Raw genomic sequence first — 14,596 nt, 5'->3', positions numbered from 1 at the left:
CCGCCTCCTGCGGGGGAGGGGGGGCGCGCCAAATGGTTCCCCCACCCGTCCCCTTCAAGAGGACTCCCGCCGCGTAGTTAAAGTGGAGGGAAAGTCGCGCTTACGGGTTAAAAGAGGAGAAGCCCCGCCGGCGCAAGGCCGACGAGGCTTCCCTGTGATCCCGGACCGGCCGTTGGGGGAATAGCCGGTCCAGGAGTTTTAGGGGTGGTTACATCGTGTAGTAACCGGTAACGGGCATGGCGTTCACGTCGTGCACCATGGTGCCCTGGCTCGGGTTCAGTGCGCTGATCATTTTGCCGCCGCCCAGGTAGATGCCCACGTGGCCGCCGCCGTTCTGCACCACCAGGTCGCCCGGCTGCGGGTTGCTGGTCGGGGTCAGGGCGCCGCCCTGGTGCTGGCTGAGGCGGGGGAGGTCCACGCCGGCCTGGGCGTATACCCACTGGGTGAAGCCGGAGCAGTCCCAGCCGGCCGTGGAGGTGCCGCCCCAGACGTAGGGCGTGCCCTGGGCGGACAGGGCGATGTCCACGATGCTCTGGTTGCCACCGGTGGAGGCCGGCTTGATGTCGGCGCTGGCCAGCGAGACAGTCGCGGCGTCGGTCGACGCAGCCAGGGTCGTGGCGGCTCCGCCGCCGCCCTGCGCTGCCTGTCCGCCACCGGACTGGACGGACCCGGTCAGCGCGATCTGGTCGCCCGGGTAGATGATGGAGTACGCGCCCAGGCCGTTGATGGCCAGCACGTCCTGCACATTCTTGCCGTACTGGGCGGCAATCGTGCCCACCGTGTCGCCCGCGACCACGGTGTGCGTGGTGGCACCGGTAGCGGCACCGGCGTCGGCGGCCGAGCTGGTAACGGAAGCGCGCTCCACCTCGAAGCCGGCGTTGGCCGGAGCGGCAACGGTGTCCGTTGCATTGGCAGCGCCGTAGGTCGGGACCGTGACATCGGCGGCGGCATTGGCCGGCAGGCCGGCACCCAGCATCAGGCCACCGGCGGCGGTAACGACGGCGGCGCCGCGGCCGACGGTTCCGGCGCGGGACGAGACAGCCTGGGACAGACCGGCCACGGTGGTGTTGCGGACCGGGGTGGCACGGTGGCGTGCGCGATTGTTTTTGAGCAGCAAGAAGATACCTCTCCCAATGCCTGCGAGGTAAGCTGTCGGGTTCGGGTGGGAGTCACCCGGCCGTGCGGCAGCGCGGTAAGCACTCCGTACGACTTAACCCCAAGAGCCCCAAGAGGGGCCCGGAATGTGGGTCCCCCGCCTCTGCCAGATGTCTAGCGAACGAACTCGGAAAGGCTGGCAGAGCTAGGCAATACCCTCCGAGGACATCGGCGCATGATCGCCGACGTGCTGAAAACATTACATAACGGTTCGGTAACTGTCCAAGCCCTGAAATTTACCTGTGGATAACCTGAGAGCCATCTTTCGGTCAGGAGCGAGCAACCCCCAGGCGGCCGTTGCACGCGTCCGTCACGGTACATCGGGCGCAACAATCGGCCGATTAAGCAGTCGCTGCGGGCTAACTTGTACGCTGGCAGAGTGGTGGACTTCACGCTTAAACAGCTTCAGTACTTTGTTGCAGTCGCTGACCACGGCTCAATCTCGGCCGCCGCGGCCGCCAGCCACATCTCTCAGGCGGCGATGTCCCAAGCGCTGACCGAGCTGGAGCGGATCGTCGGCGCGCAGCTGATGGTGCGGCACCGGTCCCGCGGAATCGCCCTGACCGGCGTCGGGCAGCAATTCCTGCGGGACGTCCGGAGCCTGGTCCGGCACGCCGACGACGTGCAGAACAGCATCATCGAGCGCCAGCAGGGGTTGGTCGGCCCGCTGGCCATCGGCTGTTACAGCACCCTGTCCGCCTTCTGGGTGCCGGTGATCAGCGAACGGTTCATCAAGCCGCATCCGCGCCTCACCGTGACCATGGAGGAAGGCGAGGCCGCCGAGCTGCAGCACCGGATGCAAGAGGGCTATCTGGACGCGGTGCTGACCCATACGCGGCACCTCTTGCCCGGCGTGCAGGCCCGCACCGTCAAGGAAGGCCGGCCCTACGTCCTGCTGGCTGCAAGCCACCCGCTGGCTTCGCGCAAAAGCGTCCGGCTCGCCGAGCTGGCCGAAGAGGACTTCGTCTCGCTGGACATCCCCACCGTGCGCGATAACCAGTTGGTCAATCTGCGGTTGTCCGGGCTGGATCCGAAGATTGCCTGGCGTTCGTCAAGTTTTGAGGCGGTGCGGGGCATGGTGGCGCGCGGCCTCGGCTACACCGTGCTGGTGCAGCGGCCGCCGGGCAATCACAGCTACGACGGGCTTCCCCTGGCCACGGTGGAAATCGACGGGCCGGTCGGTCACAGCGACATCTGTGTGGCCTACGCCAGCGTCACCCGGCCCAGCCTCAGGCTGCGGGCATTCCTGGATTTTTGCGCAGAGGTCGGCGGCGCTGCGGCGAGCGGCTGGGATGAGCACACGACGGCGTGATCCCGCTTAACCGCGACGGCGGCCGCTGCCTTGGGCAACGGCCGCCGCATGCCCGTTACGGCACGGCTGGAGGAACTACATGTTCTCCGCGGTCAGGTCCTGGTCCTTTCCTTCCTTGATCGCCAAGATGCACAGCCCTGCGAGGACGAACGCGCCGGCCCAGACTGTCGCCACCAGCCACAGCTCGCCGCCGGCCGCCAGCACCAGCCCGCTGGCGATCATGGGGGTAAAACCTGCGCCCAGCGTCGAGGAGAGCTGGTAGACCAGCGAGGCGCCGGTGTAGCGCATCCGGGTCGGGAACAGCTCGGCGGTGAACGCCCCGAACGGTCCGAAGATCGTGCCCTGGATGACTCCGTTGGCCAGGAACAGCCCGATCGCGAACAGCCACAGCGTCCCGAGCTCCAGCATCCACATGATGGGGAAGGCCAGTACCGCACCGGCGGTGATGCCGATCAGCATCACGGGCCGGCGGCCGAGCTTGTCGCTGTGCCGGGCCGCAAACCAGATGGCGACGACGGTCAGCGCCGCGCCCAACGCTTTGACGTTGAGGACGCTCGTCCGGTCCAGGCCGACCTCGTCCACCACATAGGAGATGGCCCAGACGGTCATCAGGCCTTGGACGGTGTAGGAGCTCATCCCCACCAGCGTGCCCATGATCACGTTCTTCGGGTACTTCGTCAGCACCTCGAGAATCGGGATCTTTTTCTCCTCGGCCTTGTCCTCCAGCGCAAGGAACAGCGGGGACTCGGCGACCTTGAGGCGAACGATCAGGCCAATGCCCACCAGGACGATGCTGATCAGGAACGGCAGCCGCCAGCCCCAAGTCAGGAACTGCTCGTCCGGCAGCACGGACACGGCCGAAACCGCCAGGGTGGCCAACACCGCACCGGCGGGACCTCCCATGTTGGCGAAACTGGCCGCGAACCCGCGGCGTTCCTTCGGTGCGTGTTCCAGGCCCATCAGCATGGCACCGCCCCACTCGCCCCCGACGGCCAAGCCTTGGACGATGCGCAGGACAATCAGCGCCAACGGAGCGGCCATGCCTATCTGCGCCGTGGTCGGCAGCAGGCCGATCAGGGTAGTCGCCACGCCCATGAGCACCATGGAGGTGATCAGCACGCCCTTGCGCCCCAGCCGGTCACCGAAGTGGCCGAAGATGATCCCGCCGAGCGGCCGGGCGATGTAGCCGACCGCCAGCGTGGCGAAGGAGGCGAAGATCCCCACCGCGGGGTCCAGGTTCACGAAGAACACCGTGTTGAAAACCAGCGCCGCCGCGGTGGCGTAGAGGATGAAATCGTAGAATTCGATGGCACTGCCCAGGAAGCTGGACGCCAGGATGCGCCGCATCTCCGGGGTGTTGAGGCTGGGGACCTTCAGGTCCCCGGGCTGCCTGTCGTTCGCCGCAGGGGCCGACGCCGTCGTCGTGTTATTGCTCATGGTGCAACCGCCATTTCGTCATGATCGGCGACTCCGGTGGATTCCGGGTCGCTGGAAGAGAAGGAGATAACGTCCAGATCGTCGGGGATCAGGAACGTGCCGCTGAAGTCCTTGCCGTGTGCCTGCCAGACCGCGTCCGGCGTGGTTCCCGGCACCAGGTGGTGCAGCGCCAAGGTGCGGGCGCCGGCCTGCCGCGCGATCGCGATGGCGTCCTGCGGCGAGGTGTGGGACCTGCGGTGGTGGTCGATTGAGGCCCGGGCTTCGTCGGAATCGATGCTGCCGTACGCTCGCTGCACCCAGTCGAAGTCGATGGCCTCGTGCAGGAGCAGGTCGGTGCCGCGGGCCAGCCGCACCAGGTTCTGGCAGGGGGCGGTGTCGCCCGAGATCGTGACCGACCCTTCGGCCGTGTCGAACCGGAAGGCGAAGGCGGGTGCTACGGGCGGGTGCTCCACCAGGGTGGCTGTCACGGTGACCAGTTCATCGCGGTAGATCTCGAACGGCTCCATGCCGGCCGGCGTCGGGTTCTGGTTCGGGTGGTAGCCGATCGCGTCGGGGACCACAATGTCTTCGGCCACGAAATAGTCCAGCGGCGAGGGGCGCAGGGCGTCGATGACCCGGTCGTTGAGGTCGGTGGCGTACGCCTGCATCAGGTGGTGGAACATGTCCCGGGTGCCCGGCGTCGGCAATTGCGGGAAAACGGGCGACGGCGGAACCGTGGCGCGGGGTGAAGCCGGCGGCAATTCTCCCCGGTCGCCGGGTCCCAGGATGCGGATGCTCCGCTGTCCGGGCGTGAGGGTGAACAGCCCGAAGATGGCCAGCCCGGCCAGATCGATCGTGTGGTCGGAATGCAGGTGGGTCAGGAAAATCCCGCGCAACGACGAAACCTGCAGGCCTGCTTTCATCAGCTGGCGTCCGACGCCGTTGCCGGCGTCCACCAGATAGACGGCATCGCCGACGACGACGGCGGTGGCGATGCCGGTCCGGCGGCCTGCATTCTCACCGGTCCACCAGCGGGGACCGCCCGCGGTGCCCAGCGTGACGACGTGCGGCTTGAGGGAATGGGTCATGGGTCGAGCTCCTCGGAAGTCTTTCCGCCTGTGGTACCGGCGGAACCTGAATCCCATGATGCGGCTCACAAACACTTTCGTAAAACGGTAATAACCGACCTACTTAAACGGTTTCACTTATAACGTGGCCGACCCGTTCGGCTGCCGGCGATCCTCTGTCGGCGATCCTCATCCGCGTTCGTGCCATTGTCCGGGCACGGCGGCGGGAGTAGGCTCCGCCTTATCCGGGCCGCGGGGACGGCCGGCGCTTCGGCTGTGGCCGGCGGCGTGGCCCAGCCACTTCGGAAAGGAATGAGCGCCATGCCCATCACGCGTGAGTTGATCATCAACGGCGAGCACGTCCCGGCAGCCTCCGGCAAGACCACCGAGGACATCGGCCCCTACACGGGCGAACCCTTCGCGACCGTCGCTGCCGCCGGGCCGGAAGATGTCACGCGAGCGGTCGACGCGGCGTCGGCGGCCTTCGACGATTGGGCCGCTACGCCTCCCACCCAGCGGGCAAAGATTTTTCTGAAAGCTGCGGATTTGTTCGAAGAACGGATGCAGCAGGGCATCGAGCTGATGGCCGGCGAGGTGGGCGGCGTGGCGGTCTGGGCCGGGTTCAACGTCCAGTTGGCCGCCAACATCCTGCGCTCGGCCGCCGCGGCCACCACCGCGCCGCGCGGCGACGTGCTGGCCACCGACCTGCCCGGCAAATTCTCGTTCTCCGTCCGGCAGCCCTACGGGGTGGTGGCGGCGTTGTCTCCCTGGAACGCGCCCTTCATCCTGGGCATGCGGGCCATGGCCATCCCGATGGCCGTGGGAAACACCGTGGTGCTCAAGCCCAGCGAGGACGCGCCGCTTTCCTGCGGCCTGTTCCTCGCGGACGCGTTGCTGGATGCGGGCCTGCCCGCCGGAGTGCTGAACGTCATCACGAATGACCGGGCGGACGCGAACGAGGTGGTGAGCACCCTGATCTCCGACCCCCGCGTGCGCAACGTGAACTTCACCGGTTCCACCAAGGTGGGACGCATCGTCGGCACGCTGGCGGCGCAGAACCTGAAGCCTGCGGTGCTTGAGCTCGGCGGCAAGAACTCCCTGGTGGTGCTCAAGGATGCCGACGTCGACTACGCCGTGCAGGCGGCGACCTTCGGGTCGTTCATGAACGCCGGGCAGATCTGCATGTCCGTGGATCGCGTGATCGTAGACCGCAGCATTTCCGAGGAGTTCTCGAGCCGCTTCGCGGAGAAGGTCGCCACGCTGCCCACCGGGGACCCGATGAAGCAGGACACGGTGATTGGCCCGCAGGTCACGCAGGCCGCGGCGGACCGGCAGTATGCATTGATCGACGACGCCGTGTCCAAGGGTGCCACGGTGTTGGCCGGCGGCGGGAAGGCTGCCCAGGCCGTGGTGCCCGCGACGGTGCTCTCCGGGATCACCGAGGAGATGCGGATCTACGACGAGGAGATCTTCGGTTCGGCGACCACGGTGATGGAGGTGGACGGCCCGGAACAGGCGGTGAAGCTGGCGAACGACACGCACTACGGCCTGACCTCCGGTGTCATCACGGAGAACCTGGCCGAGGGCATCGAGGTCGCGCAGCGGCTCAAGACCGGCATCGGCCACGTCAACGACCAGCCGGTGCTGGATGAACCGATGGCACCGTTCGGCGGCATCCAAGAGTCGGGCTACGGCAAGTTCGGCGGGCAGGCCGGCATCAATTCGTTCACCGAGGAGCGCTGGATCACCATCCAGCAGAACGGGCACGCGCAGTACCCGTTCTAAGCCGTCAGTCGCGGATGCGGACGGCCGTTTCGCGCATGTAGCGGTCCACGTGCGCGTACGCGTCGCGGGTCAGGGCTTTCCAGAGTTCGACGGCGAGGCGCGGGTTTTCGCTCTCCAGCCGGCTCATGGTTTCGGCCGGGAGGAGCTTGACCCGAACGGGACCGTCGGCGCGCACGGTGGTTTCCTGCCGGTCCGCGCTGCCCAGCGCCATTTCGCCGAACGTCATGCCGGCGCTGAGGGTGGTGAGTTTGACCCTGATGTTCTCCGGCCCGGTGGAGGTGGTGGTGACGCGGCCGGACAGGATGAAATAGACGCCGGCGAAGCGCTGGCCAACCCGGCGGATGAGCTCGCCGTCGTCATAGCTGCGCTCTTCCATCAGCTCCGCGAGCGCGGCGGAGTCCTCCCGGTCGAGCGGGCTGAGCGCAGGGGAGTCGGCCACATCCACGGTGGCGGGCATACAGAGCTGATCGCCGTATCCGGCGATCAGCCGGTTTTCGGCGAATTCGACGGCGGTGCTGCGGGTGGCGAACGACGGCACCGGCCGCCCGGATTCCTCGAACCGCTGCGCCAGGGCGCCCTCGCCGTCGATCATCACCAGTTCGCGCCCGGCGTCCGCGAGCGAGGCGCGAAGCTGCTCCAGCATGTCCAGGGCGACCGGGGCGGTTTCGTCCACCCGGCGCATGTCCAGGATGACGAGTTCCACCGAATCGTCCAGGTCGCTGACCTCGCGCACCATGGATTCCGTGCCGGCGAACAGCAGGTCGCCGTTCAGCTCGATGACGCGGGCGCGGTGCCCGTTGGCGCGCAGCACCTCGGCGGCCTCGTCGTTGCGGCGGATCCCTGACGGGGCGTCGGTGATGTCGTAGCTGGCGCGGATGGCGTTGCGGCCGGTGCGCGCGGCCCGGACGAAGTGCAGCCCCATGTCGTGCGAGATCCGCCGGCTGGCCGCCACGCCGCGCACGCTGCTGCCGTGGTCGTCCAGCGGCGGCGAATAAACGGCCAGGCCCAACTGGCCCGGCAGCACCGCGAGCAAGCCGCCGCCGACCCCGGACTTTGCCGGCATGCCCACGTCCGAGAGCCAGGCACCGGCGTCGTCGTACATGCCGCAGGTAGCCATCACGGAGAGGACCCGTTCCTCCACCTCCAGGTCCAGCACCTGTTTTCCGGTGAGCGGGTTGGTGCCGCCGTTGGCCAGGGTGGCCGCCATGACCGAGAGATCGCGGCAGGTGACGAGCACCGAGCATTGCCGGAAGTAGTCCTCGGCCACCGGGTCCGGATCCTGCTCGATGATCTCGAAGGAGCGCAGCAGGTGGGCCAGCGCCCGGTTGCGGTAGCCGTGCCGCGCCTCCGACTGGAACGTGCGTTCGCTGACCGACAGTTCGCGGCCGGCGAAGGCGGAATAGTGCTCGAGGATGCGGCGGAAACCGGTCTTGCCGCCGCTGCCCTTGATCAGGGAGGTGGCGGTCAGTGCCCCGGCATTGATCATCGCGTTGGCCGGGCGGCCGGTGCCCGGAGCCAGGGAGATCTCGTTGAAGGCGTTGCCCGACGGCTCCACGTCCACCTTCTGGTCCACGGCGCCGAGGCCGAGGTCGGAGAGCGCGAGCCCGTACGTGAAGGGCTTGGAAATGGACTGGATGGTGAACTCTTCGTTCGAATCGCCGACCTCGTACACATAGCCGTCCACGGTGGCCAGGCAGATGGCGAAGTTGTCCGGGTCCGCGCCGGCCATCGCGGGAATCCCGCCGTACGGCTTGCCGTCCTTGAGGCCGGCGAGCTCGGCGTGCAGGGCGCGGAGATAGCTTTGGATAGGGGAGTCCATGATGCCAGCCTATGGGGTGGCAGGAACGTACAACCAACGGGGCAGGCCCAGGCCCGGCACCACGGGCCATGCCCGGCGAGCGGGCCGCCGAGGTGCCGATCATGCCGGAAAGCCGGGCTGCGGGGCCCGCCGGGTTAGATTGGCGGTATGACCGATTCCGGGCCGGTGCCGGCCGCCGACAACCCGCTGTTCGACTTGCTGGGCGCCGGTGATCGCGCCGGGGTCCTTGGCTATGCGGCAGCCATGCCGGACAGCGAAAAGCGGCGCCAGAAGTCGATGGTCCGGAGGTTCCGGACGGTGGTCTCGGCAGAGCCGACCGGCGAGCGCTCGCCGGACGGGTGGTGGCAGGGCCCGCTGAAGCCCGACCATTGGGCCGCCGCGGACATCGCCCACATGGCCTGCATCGGCGCCGAGCGGTCCGCCGACCTGTCCTACACCGACTTCAAAGTTGCGCGCGACGTGCCGCCGGTGTTGTTTCCGGGCCACCTTGACCTGTTCGTCGAGGCATGGGCTGCCCGCTATCTGCGCAATCCCAAAGGCTGGGACCGCAACCGCGGTATTGACGCGATGTTCGACTGGGTCCGCGACGGCCTCGTGCCGGCCCCGGCGCACCGAGGTGCGATGCTCCTGCTGTTGAGCCAGACGCAGGTTGAAGCCATCGACTTTCTCAAGTTCCTGCGGGCGCGGCCGGGATTAATCGACGTGACGCTCAAGGAACTGTTCCACGTACCGGGAATCAAAGGTGCCAGCGCCATGCAGTTCGATGAGGGCAATCCCTCGGAGAACCGCAAGCTGGCGGTTCTGCTGCCGCAGTTGGTGAAGCTGGGCTACTGGGACGCCGAGTGGGTCCGGCAGGGGATTGAACGCGTCCTGGTGAGCGACGAATGGCCGGACTACCAGAAGCGCTTTTTCAAGTTGTTGCGCAGCAACCTCGCGGAGTAGCAAGGGCCGGCAACGGAACTTGAATGGGCGGCCGTGCGGCAGGCCGTCCCCTGATGACTGGAAGTTTCCAGGTGGGCAGATCGAAGTGCACGAAGTCGTGGCGCACGACGTGTTTGCGGTTTGACGCCGGTGTTGCTGCGCTGATGCATCGTCTACGCTGAGGGAAAAGGCGCCGCGGCGAAAGGCAGGACAGCAATGACTTCCAATCCGCAGGGCACGGGACGGGACGGAGCCGAGGCCGGGGGTACCCACACCGGCCGATCGGGAGCGGGGCCGTCCGGTGGCTCCGGCCAGGGGGCATCCGGCGATCTTGGGCCCAAAACCGGCGGGACAGGCCGGGACGCGCTTGACGGGCGCGAGGCGAGGCAACAAGGCACCCGGCTGGGGATGATCTGGACGTCGGTGGTCGTTGCGCTGCTCCTGCTGGTGCTGCTGATTGTGTTCATCGCGCAGAACCAGGACCAGGTCCTGCTGCGCTATTTCGGCTTCGAGGGGCAAGTCGCACTGGGGCTGGCGCTGTTCGTGGCGTCGGTCGCCGGGGGAATCTTCGTCGCCGCCGCCGGGGCAGCCCGCATCATCCAGCTGCGCTACCGCACCCGCGTGAGCCGCAAGAACGGTTCGGCCCCGCGTTAATTCGGATTCGCAGATGGCACAGGACGTACATCGCCGGCTGTTCACGGTCGGTCACGGCACCAGCACGCCCGAAGAGCTGGCCGAACTGCTCCACGGCGCCGGCGTGCAAAAGGTCGTCGATGTCCGCCGGTTCCCGGGCAGCCGCAAGCATCCGGACATGGGTCGCGACGCGCTCACCGAATGGCTTCCGACCGCGGGCCTCGGCTACCGCTGGGAAGAAGAGTTGGGCGGCCGACGGCGGATTCCCGCCGGCGAGCCGGAGCCGGACAGTTGGTGGCAAGTCGCTGCGTTCCGGGCCTATGCCGCCTACACCCGCACCCCGGAATTCGCCAACGGACTGGCACGCCTGCTGACCGACGCCGAGGCCGCCGACGTGGCGATCATGTGCAGCGAGAGCGTGTGGTGGCGCTGCCACCGCCGGATCATCTCGGACGTCCTGGTGCTGCTGCACGCCTTCGAGGTAGTGCACCTGCTGCCCGGCGGCAAGAAATCTTTGCACGAACCGGCGGCGGGTGCGCGAACCGAAGCCGGCCGGTTGTACTGGGACCTGCCGGCGGCATGACGCCCGGGCGATAAACCACCGTTCGGGAACCGAGCGCAGTCGTACGCAATAAACCACGGCGCCGGGGAACCGAGCCGCGGCTCCGGAATAGAGCCTCGGCGGCCCGCGCGCCGGTGGGGGTCAGCGCTTGCGGCCGAAGACCAGCGAAGCCAGCGCCGTCGCCGCCGTCACCGTATACACCGCCGGCCAGGCGCCGATCTTCTTGGCCAGCGGATGGGACAAGCCAAAGGCCGCCAGATAGCCACCGGTCAGTGCCGCCGCCCGCCCGGTGCCGGCGTTGCGCTGCCACATCGCGAAGGCTCCGGCTCCCGCGGCGGCCAGCACGGCGCCGGCCAGCGGGCGGTTCTTGGTCGCCTGGCCGGTCTTGAAACCGCCGAGCAGGCCGGTGCTGGTGAGCAGGGTGGGGAGGACGGAACTCATGGGCATCTCCTTGGACGTCGGGACTTCCAGACTATCCCCGCCCATCCGCCAGCGGGGTGCTCGGCAACCTTGGTCTAGTGTCCTGGTCGAACCCGCCTGAGGGCAGCTGCCCAAGGTGCCGCCCTAGGGTGCCGCCGGCGGGGATCTCCTCTGGGCGGGACCCCGGCCACCCCCGCGGTGCCAGACGGTCAGGTAGAGGCGGTGGGCGGTGATGACCAGCGCCAGCCACGCGGCACCGAGGGTCCAGGCGACCAGGACATCGGTGAACCAGTGGTGGCCCAGAAAGACCCTGCTCAATCCCATGGCTACCGCGAACAGGGCCGCGGCGCCGACGGTGAGGATCTTCGACCGCCGCTTGGCTTGGCGCAGGATGAGCAGGTAGGCCACCACGCCGGCGATGACGACCGCGTTGAGGGAGTGCCCGCTGGGAAAGGACGCCGAATATTCGAACGGCGGCACCGCCTCCCGCAGGGGCGGCCGGGCCCGTCCGATGAACTGCTTGGCGGCAACCGTCATTAACAGCGACCCGGCGGCGGCGGTGGTGATCAGGATGGCTGGTGTCCAGGACCGCCGGCGGAAGGTCAGGATACCCATGACCAGCAACGCGAGGATCGGCATGCCGATGGGCCCGCCGATGTTCGTGAACGCGGTCACCGCCGTATTGAGCCAGGGTGACCGGACGGTTTGTGCAGCGTTTAGGACCGGCTGATCGAATTCGGCAACGCCGTCTTCGTCGGTCACCGCCTCGTAGATCTCGGTCGACGCGACGGTGAGCAGCACGGCGACCAGCGCCCCGGCGGCCAGCGTGAGGATCAACGCGGCGTGTGGACCCAGGATGCTGCTGAGGCGGTGCATCCCGCGTGCCAAAAACCTGCCCGGTGGCGTGTTCCACCGGGTCAGGTCCCGCCCGCCCAGGAAGCGCTCTTCGCGCTGACCGTCGACCGGCCGGGACGGCGCGTCGGCGTCGTCGTTGAATTCGTCAGGCATTACGCCCCCTCAGCGGCGGCGCCGCACCACCGCGTTACGGCGCCGCACGACCGCTCTACTGCGCGGCCTTCCGCCTCGCCGCGATCAGCTTGTGCGTTCCGTCGCAGTACGGTTTGATGCCCGACGCGCCGCAGCGGCACAGGGCGACCGTCTCCCGCGTCCGGGGCACGGCCTCGCCGTCACCGTCCACGAGGTCAAAGTCACCGCGCACCAGCAGCGGCCCGTCGGGGCAGACGACGATCTCGGTCGGTTCCTGGCTCGTCATAAATTTCTCCTATCGAAGCGTTAAAGTGGCTGAACCGCCGCCGCAGTGATGCCGGGCTGCTGGCCGCGCTCCGCAGCCGACGGCCGGAATACGGCACGCCGCCCGCCCAGCGCCAGCCCACGGCGAGCCATGAGGTCACGGCCCGCTCCAGCACCCACAGCGGTGCCCACAGCGCGGCCCACGCGCCGAACACCCGGGCACCGCCGGCGCGCCGCCGCCCCGCTTCCGCAAGGACGACGGCGGCGGCCGCCCACGCCCCGTAGCCCGCCGGCCGGCGCGCCTGCAGCAGCAGGAGCGGGACCAGCAGCAGCTCGACGGCCAGGCGCCCGGGCTGGGTTTGCGAATCGTAGGCCTGCCGAACCCGCTGGCCCACGAAGTGCCGGAAGGTGGGCGGCAGCCGCCGGACATAGATGCCGTCGGCCCGGATCTGGCGTCCGCCCGCGGCCTGGACCGTGCGGATCAGTTCCAGGTTCTCGAACAACACGTCGCCGCGGTAGCCGCCGGTCCTCAGCAGCAGCGAGCGGCGGACGCCGAGCGTGCCCGGGTAGTCGGACGCGAACGCCCGGTTCAGCAGGGACCGCGCGGTGTCCCAGCGGGCATGCCACGGCAGCGGGTCGAAGTAGTTCTGCGGGCGCACCAGTTCGGCCTGCGCCAGCAATTCCGCGACGGCGGCAAGGCTCTCCGGGGTGTACCGCACGTCGTCGTCGGCAATGATGACCCGGTCATGCCGCGCCTGCCGCAATCCGGTGAGCACCCCCTGGACTTTCCCGTTGGGCGTGGCCGGTCCGTCCGGGCGGAGATGCTGCACCCGCCGCCGCCAGAGCCGGTGATGCCGTTCGAACACGGGGTCGGCGGATCCGTCCACCACGGTGATGTCCACCCAGGCAGGCAGCGACATGAGGTACGCAGTCAGCTCGGCGTCGCCGGTGCAGTCCTGCCACTTCAGCGGCAGGACATACTCGATGCTCACACCGATGCGCCGGCGGCGACCGGCGCCTCTTGGCCCGGATCGAGCGGCTGGCGCAGCGCCGACCTGCCGGCATTCCACGCGTCCAGCTGCCAACCGCCGGCGAGTCCGTCCAGATAGCAGGCGCTGCCGGCACCGAAAAAGACGTCCGCGGCGCGCGTGGGGTCCTCGGCGATCAGCCCGCCGGCGAGATCCCGTCCGGCAATCTGTTCATGGACTGCATCCGCTTCAACATGCTCGTCGAAGTACTCGGCCACCTCGCCGTCAAAGCCCAGCCGGCGGAAGCCGCGGGCGTATTTTCCGTTCGGGATGGAGGAAGTCATTTCGTAGATGGCCAGATGCCCGCAGATGGCTCCGCGCAGCCTCCGCTGGAGCCCGAACATGGACATGGCGTTGACCGACGCCAGCGTGATGGCCGGAACCGAGTCCACATATGCGCCGAAGGACGAATTAAGGCCCAGCCCCTGCATGGTGCGCGCGAACAGCTGCGAGTGCATCCGCCCCGGCTTTCCGCCGCCGTACTCGTCCGCCTGGATCTCCACCATCGCCGACTTCGCCCGCCCGTGCAGGCGCGGAATCGCCCAGGTATGCGGGTCGGCTTCTTTGAGCTGGTACACGGAGCGGAGCACCACAAATTCCTTCGCCTGCTCCAGCGTGGCCTCGCGCGCCATGAATCCGGAGACGCTCGGCCCGCCGTCGTCGGCTGCCATCTCGAACAGCCGGTCCGCCACGGCCTGCGCCGTCAGCCGCTCCGGCACCGCCACGGACACCGACTCCCGCAGCCTCGCTTCCAGGTCTTGCTCAATCTTCGCGCGGACCTGCAGCAGCGGCAGATTCCACTCCCACCGGTCGTTCACCCCGTCCAACCCGCCGTAGTGCAGTTCGTACAGGCAGAACAGTGCCAGCTGCAGATCGTCGTCGAACAGGATGTCCGCCGTTGCGGCCAATGCCTGCTCTGTTGCGTCCTGCACCTGCGGCAGGGCGTCCGGAACGTCGTTGCGCTGCAGCGCGGCCAGCAGTGTTTCACTGACAGGACCCCGGGGATGTGGAAGCTTCACGGCGTCTCCTTATGTAGCCCGCGCATGGCGTTATGTACCGCGCTCGGCGGCGATCTGTTGATCTCAAGTGCATCCCGGCGGCCGCGGGACGTCAAGGCCCCGCCCGGCCGCTGACCCGCAGCGCGCAGCAGGAACGTCCCCCGCCGCTTGGCTTCACTTCCCAGCGGTGGCAAGGTGGGAAGAGTCCGAACATCCCCGTAGGAAGGAC

At 68.1% G+C, this 14,596-nt stretch carries 14 protein-coding genes and 1 riboswitch; of the genes, 5 read left to right on the top strand and 9 right to left on the bottom strand.

Annotated features, from left to right (window positions below):
- Positions 1-208 precede the first annotated feature (208 nt).
- On the bottom strand, positions 209-1,117 hold the full coding sequence (locus AC5RVG_RS15905; RefSeq protein ID WP_494014615.1) for a C40 family peptidase: 909 nt from the start codon (positions 1,115-1,117) through the stop codon (positions 209-211).
- 3 nt (positions 1,118-1,120) lie between these two features.
- Positions 1,121-1,285, bottom strand: a riboswitch (cyclic di-AMP (ydaO/yuaA leader).
- Between the two features lie 249 nt (positions 1,286-1,534).
- On the opposite strand from AC5RVG_RS15905, the gene AC5RVG_RS15900 reads away from it, so the two are divergent.
- The gene (locus tag AC5RVG_RS15900) at positions 1,535-2,467 is read left to right on the top strand and encodes a LysR substrate-binding domain-containing protein (RefSeq protein ID WP_494014614.1); all 933 of its coding nucleotides are present in this window, start codon (positions 1,535-1,537) and stop codon (positions 2,465-2,467) included.
- A gap of 75 nt (positions 2,468-2,542) precedes the next feature.
- Here AC5RVG_RS15900 and AC5RVG_RS15895 read toward each other — a convergent pair whose 3' ends face one another.
- Positions 2,543-3,904, bottom strand: a complete 1,362-nt coding sequence (locus AC5RVG_RS15895) for an MFS transporter (RefSeq protein WP_494001687.1) — start codon at positions 3,902-3,904, stop codon at positions 2,543-2,545.
- Positions 3,901-4,971, bottom strand: a complete 1,071-nt coding sequence (locus AC5RVG_RS15890; RefSeq protein ID WP_494014613.1) for an MBL fold metallo-hydrolase — start codon at positions 4,969-4,971, stop codon at positions 3,901-3,903. Before AC5RVG_RS15890 ends, AC5RVG_RS15895 begins: the two co-directional genes overlap by 4 nt.
- Positions 4,972-5,271: 300 nt before the next feature.
- On the opposite strand from AC5RVG_RS15890, the gene AC5RVG_RS15885 reads away from it, so the two are divergent.
- On the top strand, positions 5,272-6,735 hold the full coding sequence (locus tag AC5RVG_RS15885; protein ID WP_494014612.1) for an aldehyde dehydrogenase family protein: 1,464 nt from the start codon (positions 5,272-5,274) through the stop codon (positions 6,733-6,735).
- A 4-nt stretch (positions 6,736-6,739) separates the two neighbouring features.
- Here AC5RVG_RS15885 and glsA read toward each other — a convergent pair whose 3' ends face one another.
- Complete coding sequence (glsA, locus tag AC5RVG_RS15880; RefSeq protein WP_494014611.1) at positions 6,740-8,554, bottom strand: glutaminase A; 1,815 nt, start codon at positions 8,552-8,554, stop codon at positions 6,740-6,742.
- 147 nt (positions 8,555-8,701) lie between these two features.
- Here glsA and AC5RVG_RS15875 point away from each other — a divergent pair, with 147 nt between their 5' ends.
- The 3 genes from AC5RVG_RS15875 (at position 8,702) to AC5RVG_RS15865 (ending at position 10,691) form a co-directional block, all read left to right on the top strand.
- Positions 8,702-9,496: a hypothetical protein gene (locus AC5RVG_RS15875; RefSeq protein ID WP_494014610.1), complete on the top strand. Its 795-nt coding sequence runs from the start codon at positions 8,702-8,704 to the stop codon at positions 9,494-9,496.
- A gap of 195 nt (positions 9,497-9,691) precedes the next feature.
- Positions 9,692-10,129, top strand: a complete 438-nt coding sequence (locus tag AC5RVG_RS15870; protein WP_494014609.1) for a LapA family protein — start codon at positions 9,692-9,694, stop codon at positions 10,127-10,129.
- Between the two features lie 13 nt (positions 10,130-10,142).
- A complete protein-coding gene (locus AC5RVG_RS15865) occupies positions 10,143-10,691 on the top strand; it encodes a DUF488 domain-containing protein (RefSeq protein WP_494014608.1) in 549 nt (182 codons plus the stop codon).
- Between the two features lie 120 nt (positions 10,692-10,811).
- Here the strand turns inward: AC5RVG_RS15865 and AC5RVG_RS15860 are convergent, their stop codons facing one another.
- From AC5RVG_RS15860 to AC5RVG_RS15840, 5 genes are all read right to left on the bottom strand, one after another.
- A complete protein-coding gene (locus tag AC5RVG_RS15860; RefSeq protein ID WP_494014607.1) occupies positions 10,812-11,111 on the bottom strand; it encodes a hypothetical protein in 300 nt (99 codons plus the stop codon).
- Between the two features lie 123 nt (positions 11,112-11,234).
- A complete protein-coding gene (locus AC5RVG_RS15855; protein ID WP_494014606.1) occupies positions 11,235-12,098 on the bottom strand; it encodes a phosphatase PAP2 family protein in 864 nt (287 codons plus the stop codon).
- A gap of 55 nt (positions 12,099-12,153) precedes the next feature.
- On the bottom strand, positions 12,154-12,363 hold the full coding sequence (locus AC5RVG_RS15850; protein ID WP_494001678.1) for a CDGSH iron-sulfur domain-containing protein: 210 nt from the start codon (positions 12,361-12,363) through the stop codon (positions 12,154-12,156).
- Complete coding sequence (locus AC5RVG_RS15845) at positions 12,299-13,333, bottom strand: glycosyltransferase family 2 protein (protein ID WP_494014605.1); 1,035 nt, start codon at positions 13,331-13,333, stop codon at positions 12,299-12,301. Before AC5RVG_RS15845 ends, AC5RVG_RS15850 begins: the two co-directional genes overlap by 65 nt.
- The gene (locus AC5RVG_RS15840) at positions 13,330-14,388 is read right to left on the bottom strand and encodes an iron-containing redox enzyme family protein (protein WP_494014604.1); all 1,059 of its coding nucleotides are present in this window, start codon (positions 14,386-14,388) and stop codon (positions 13,330-13,332) included. The genes AC5RVG_RS15845 and AC5RVG_RS15840 overlap by 4 nt, the downstream gene beginning before the upstream one ends.
- Positions 14,389-14,596 lie beyond the last annotated feature (208 nt).

This window comes from Arthrobacter senegalensis (assembly GCF_059091765.1).
Note: the sequence above shows the minus strand (reverse complement) of the source record. Positions and strands in the feature narration are given on the sequence as shown.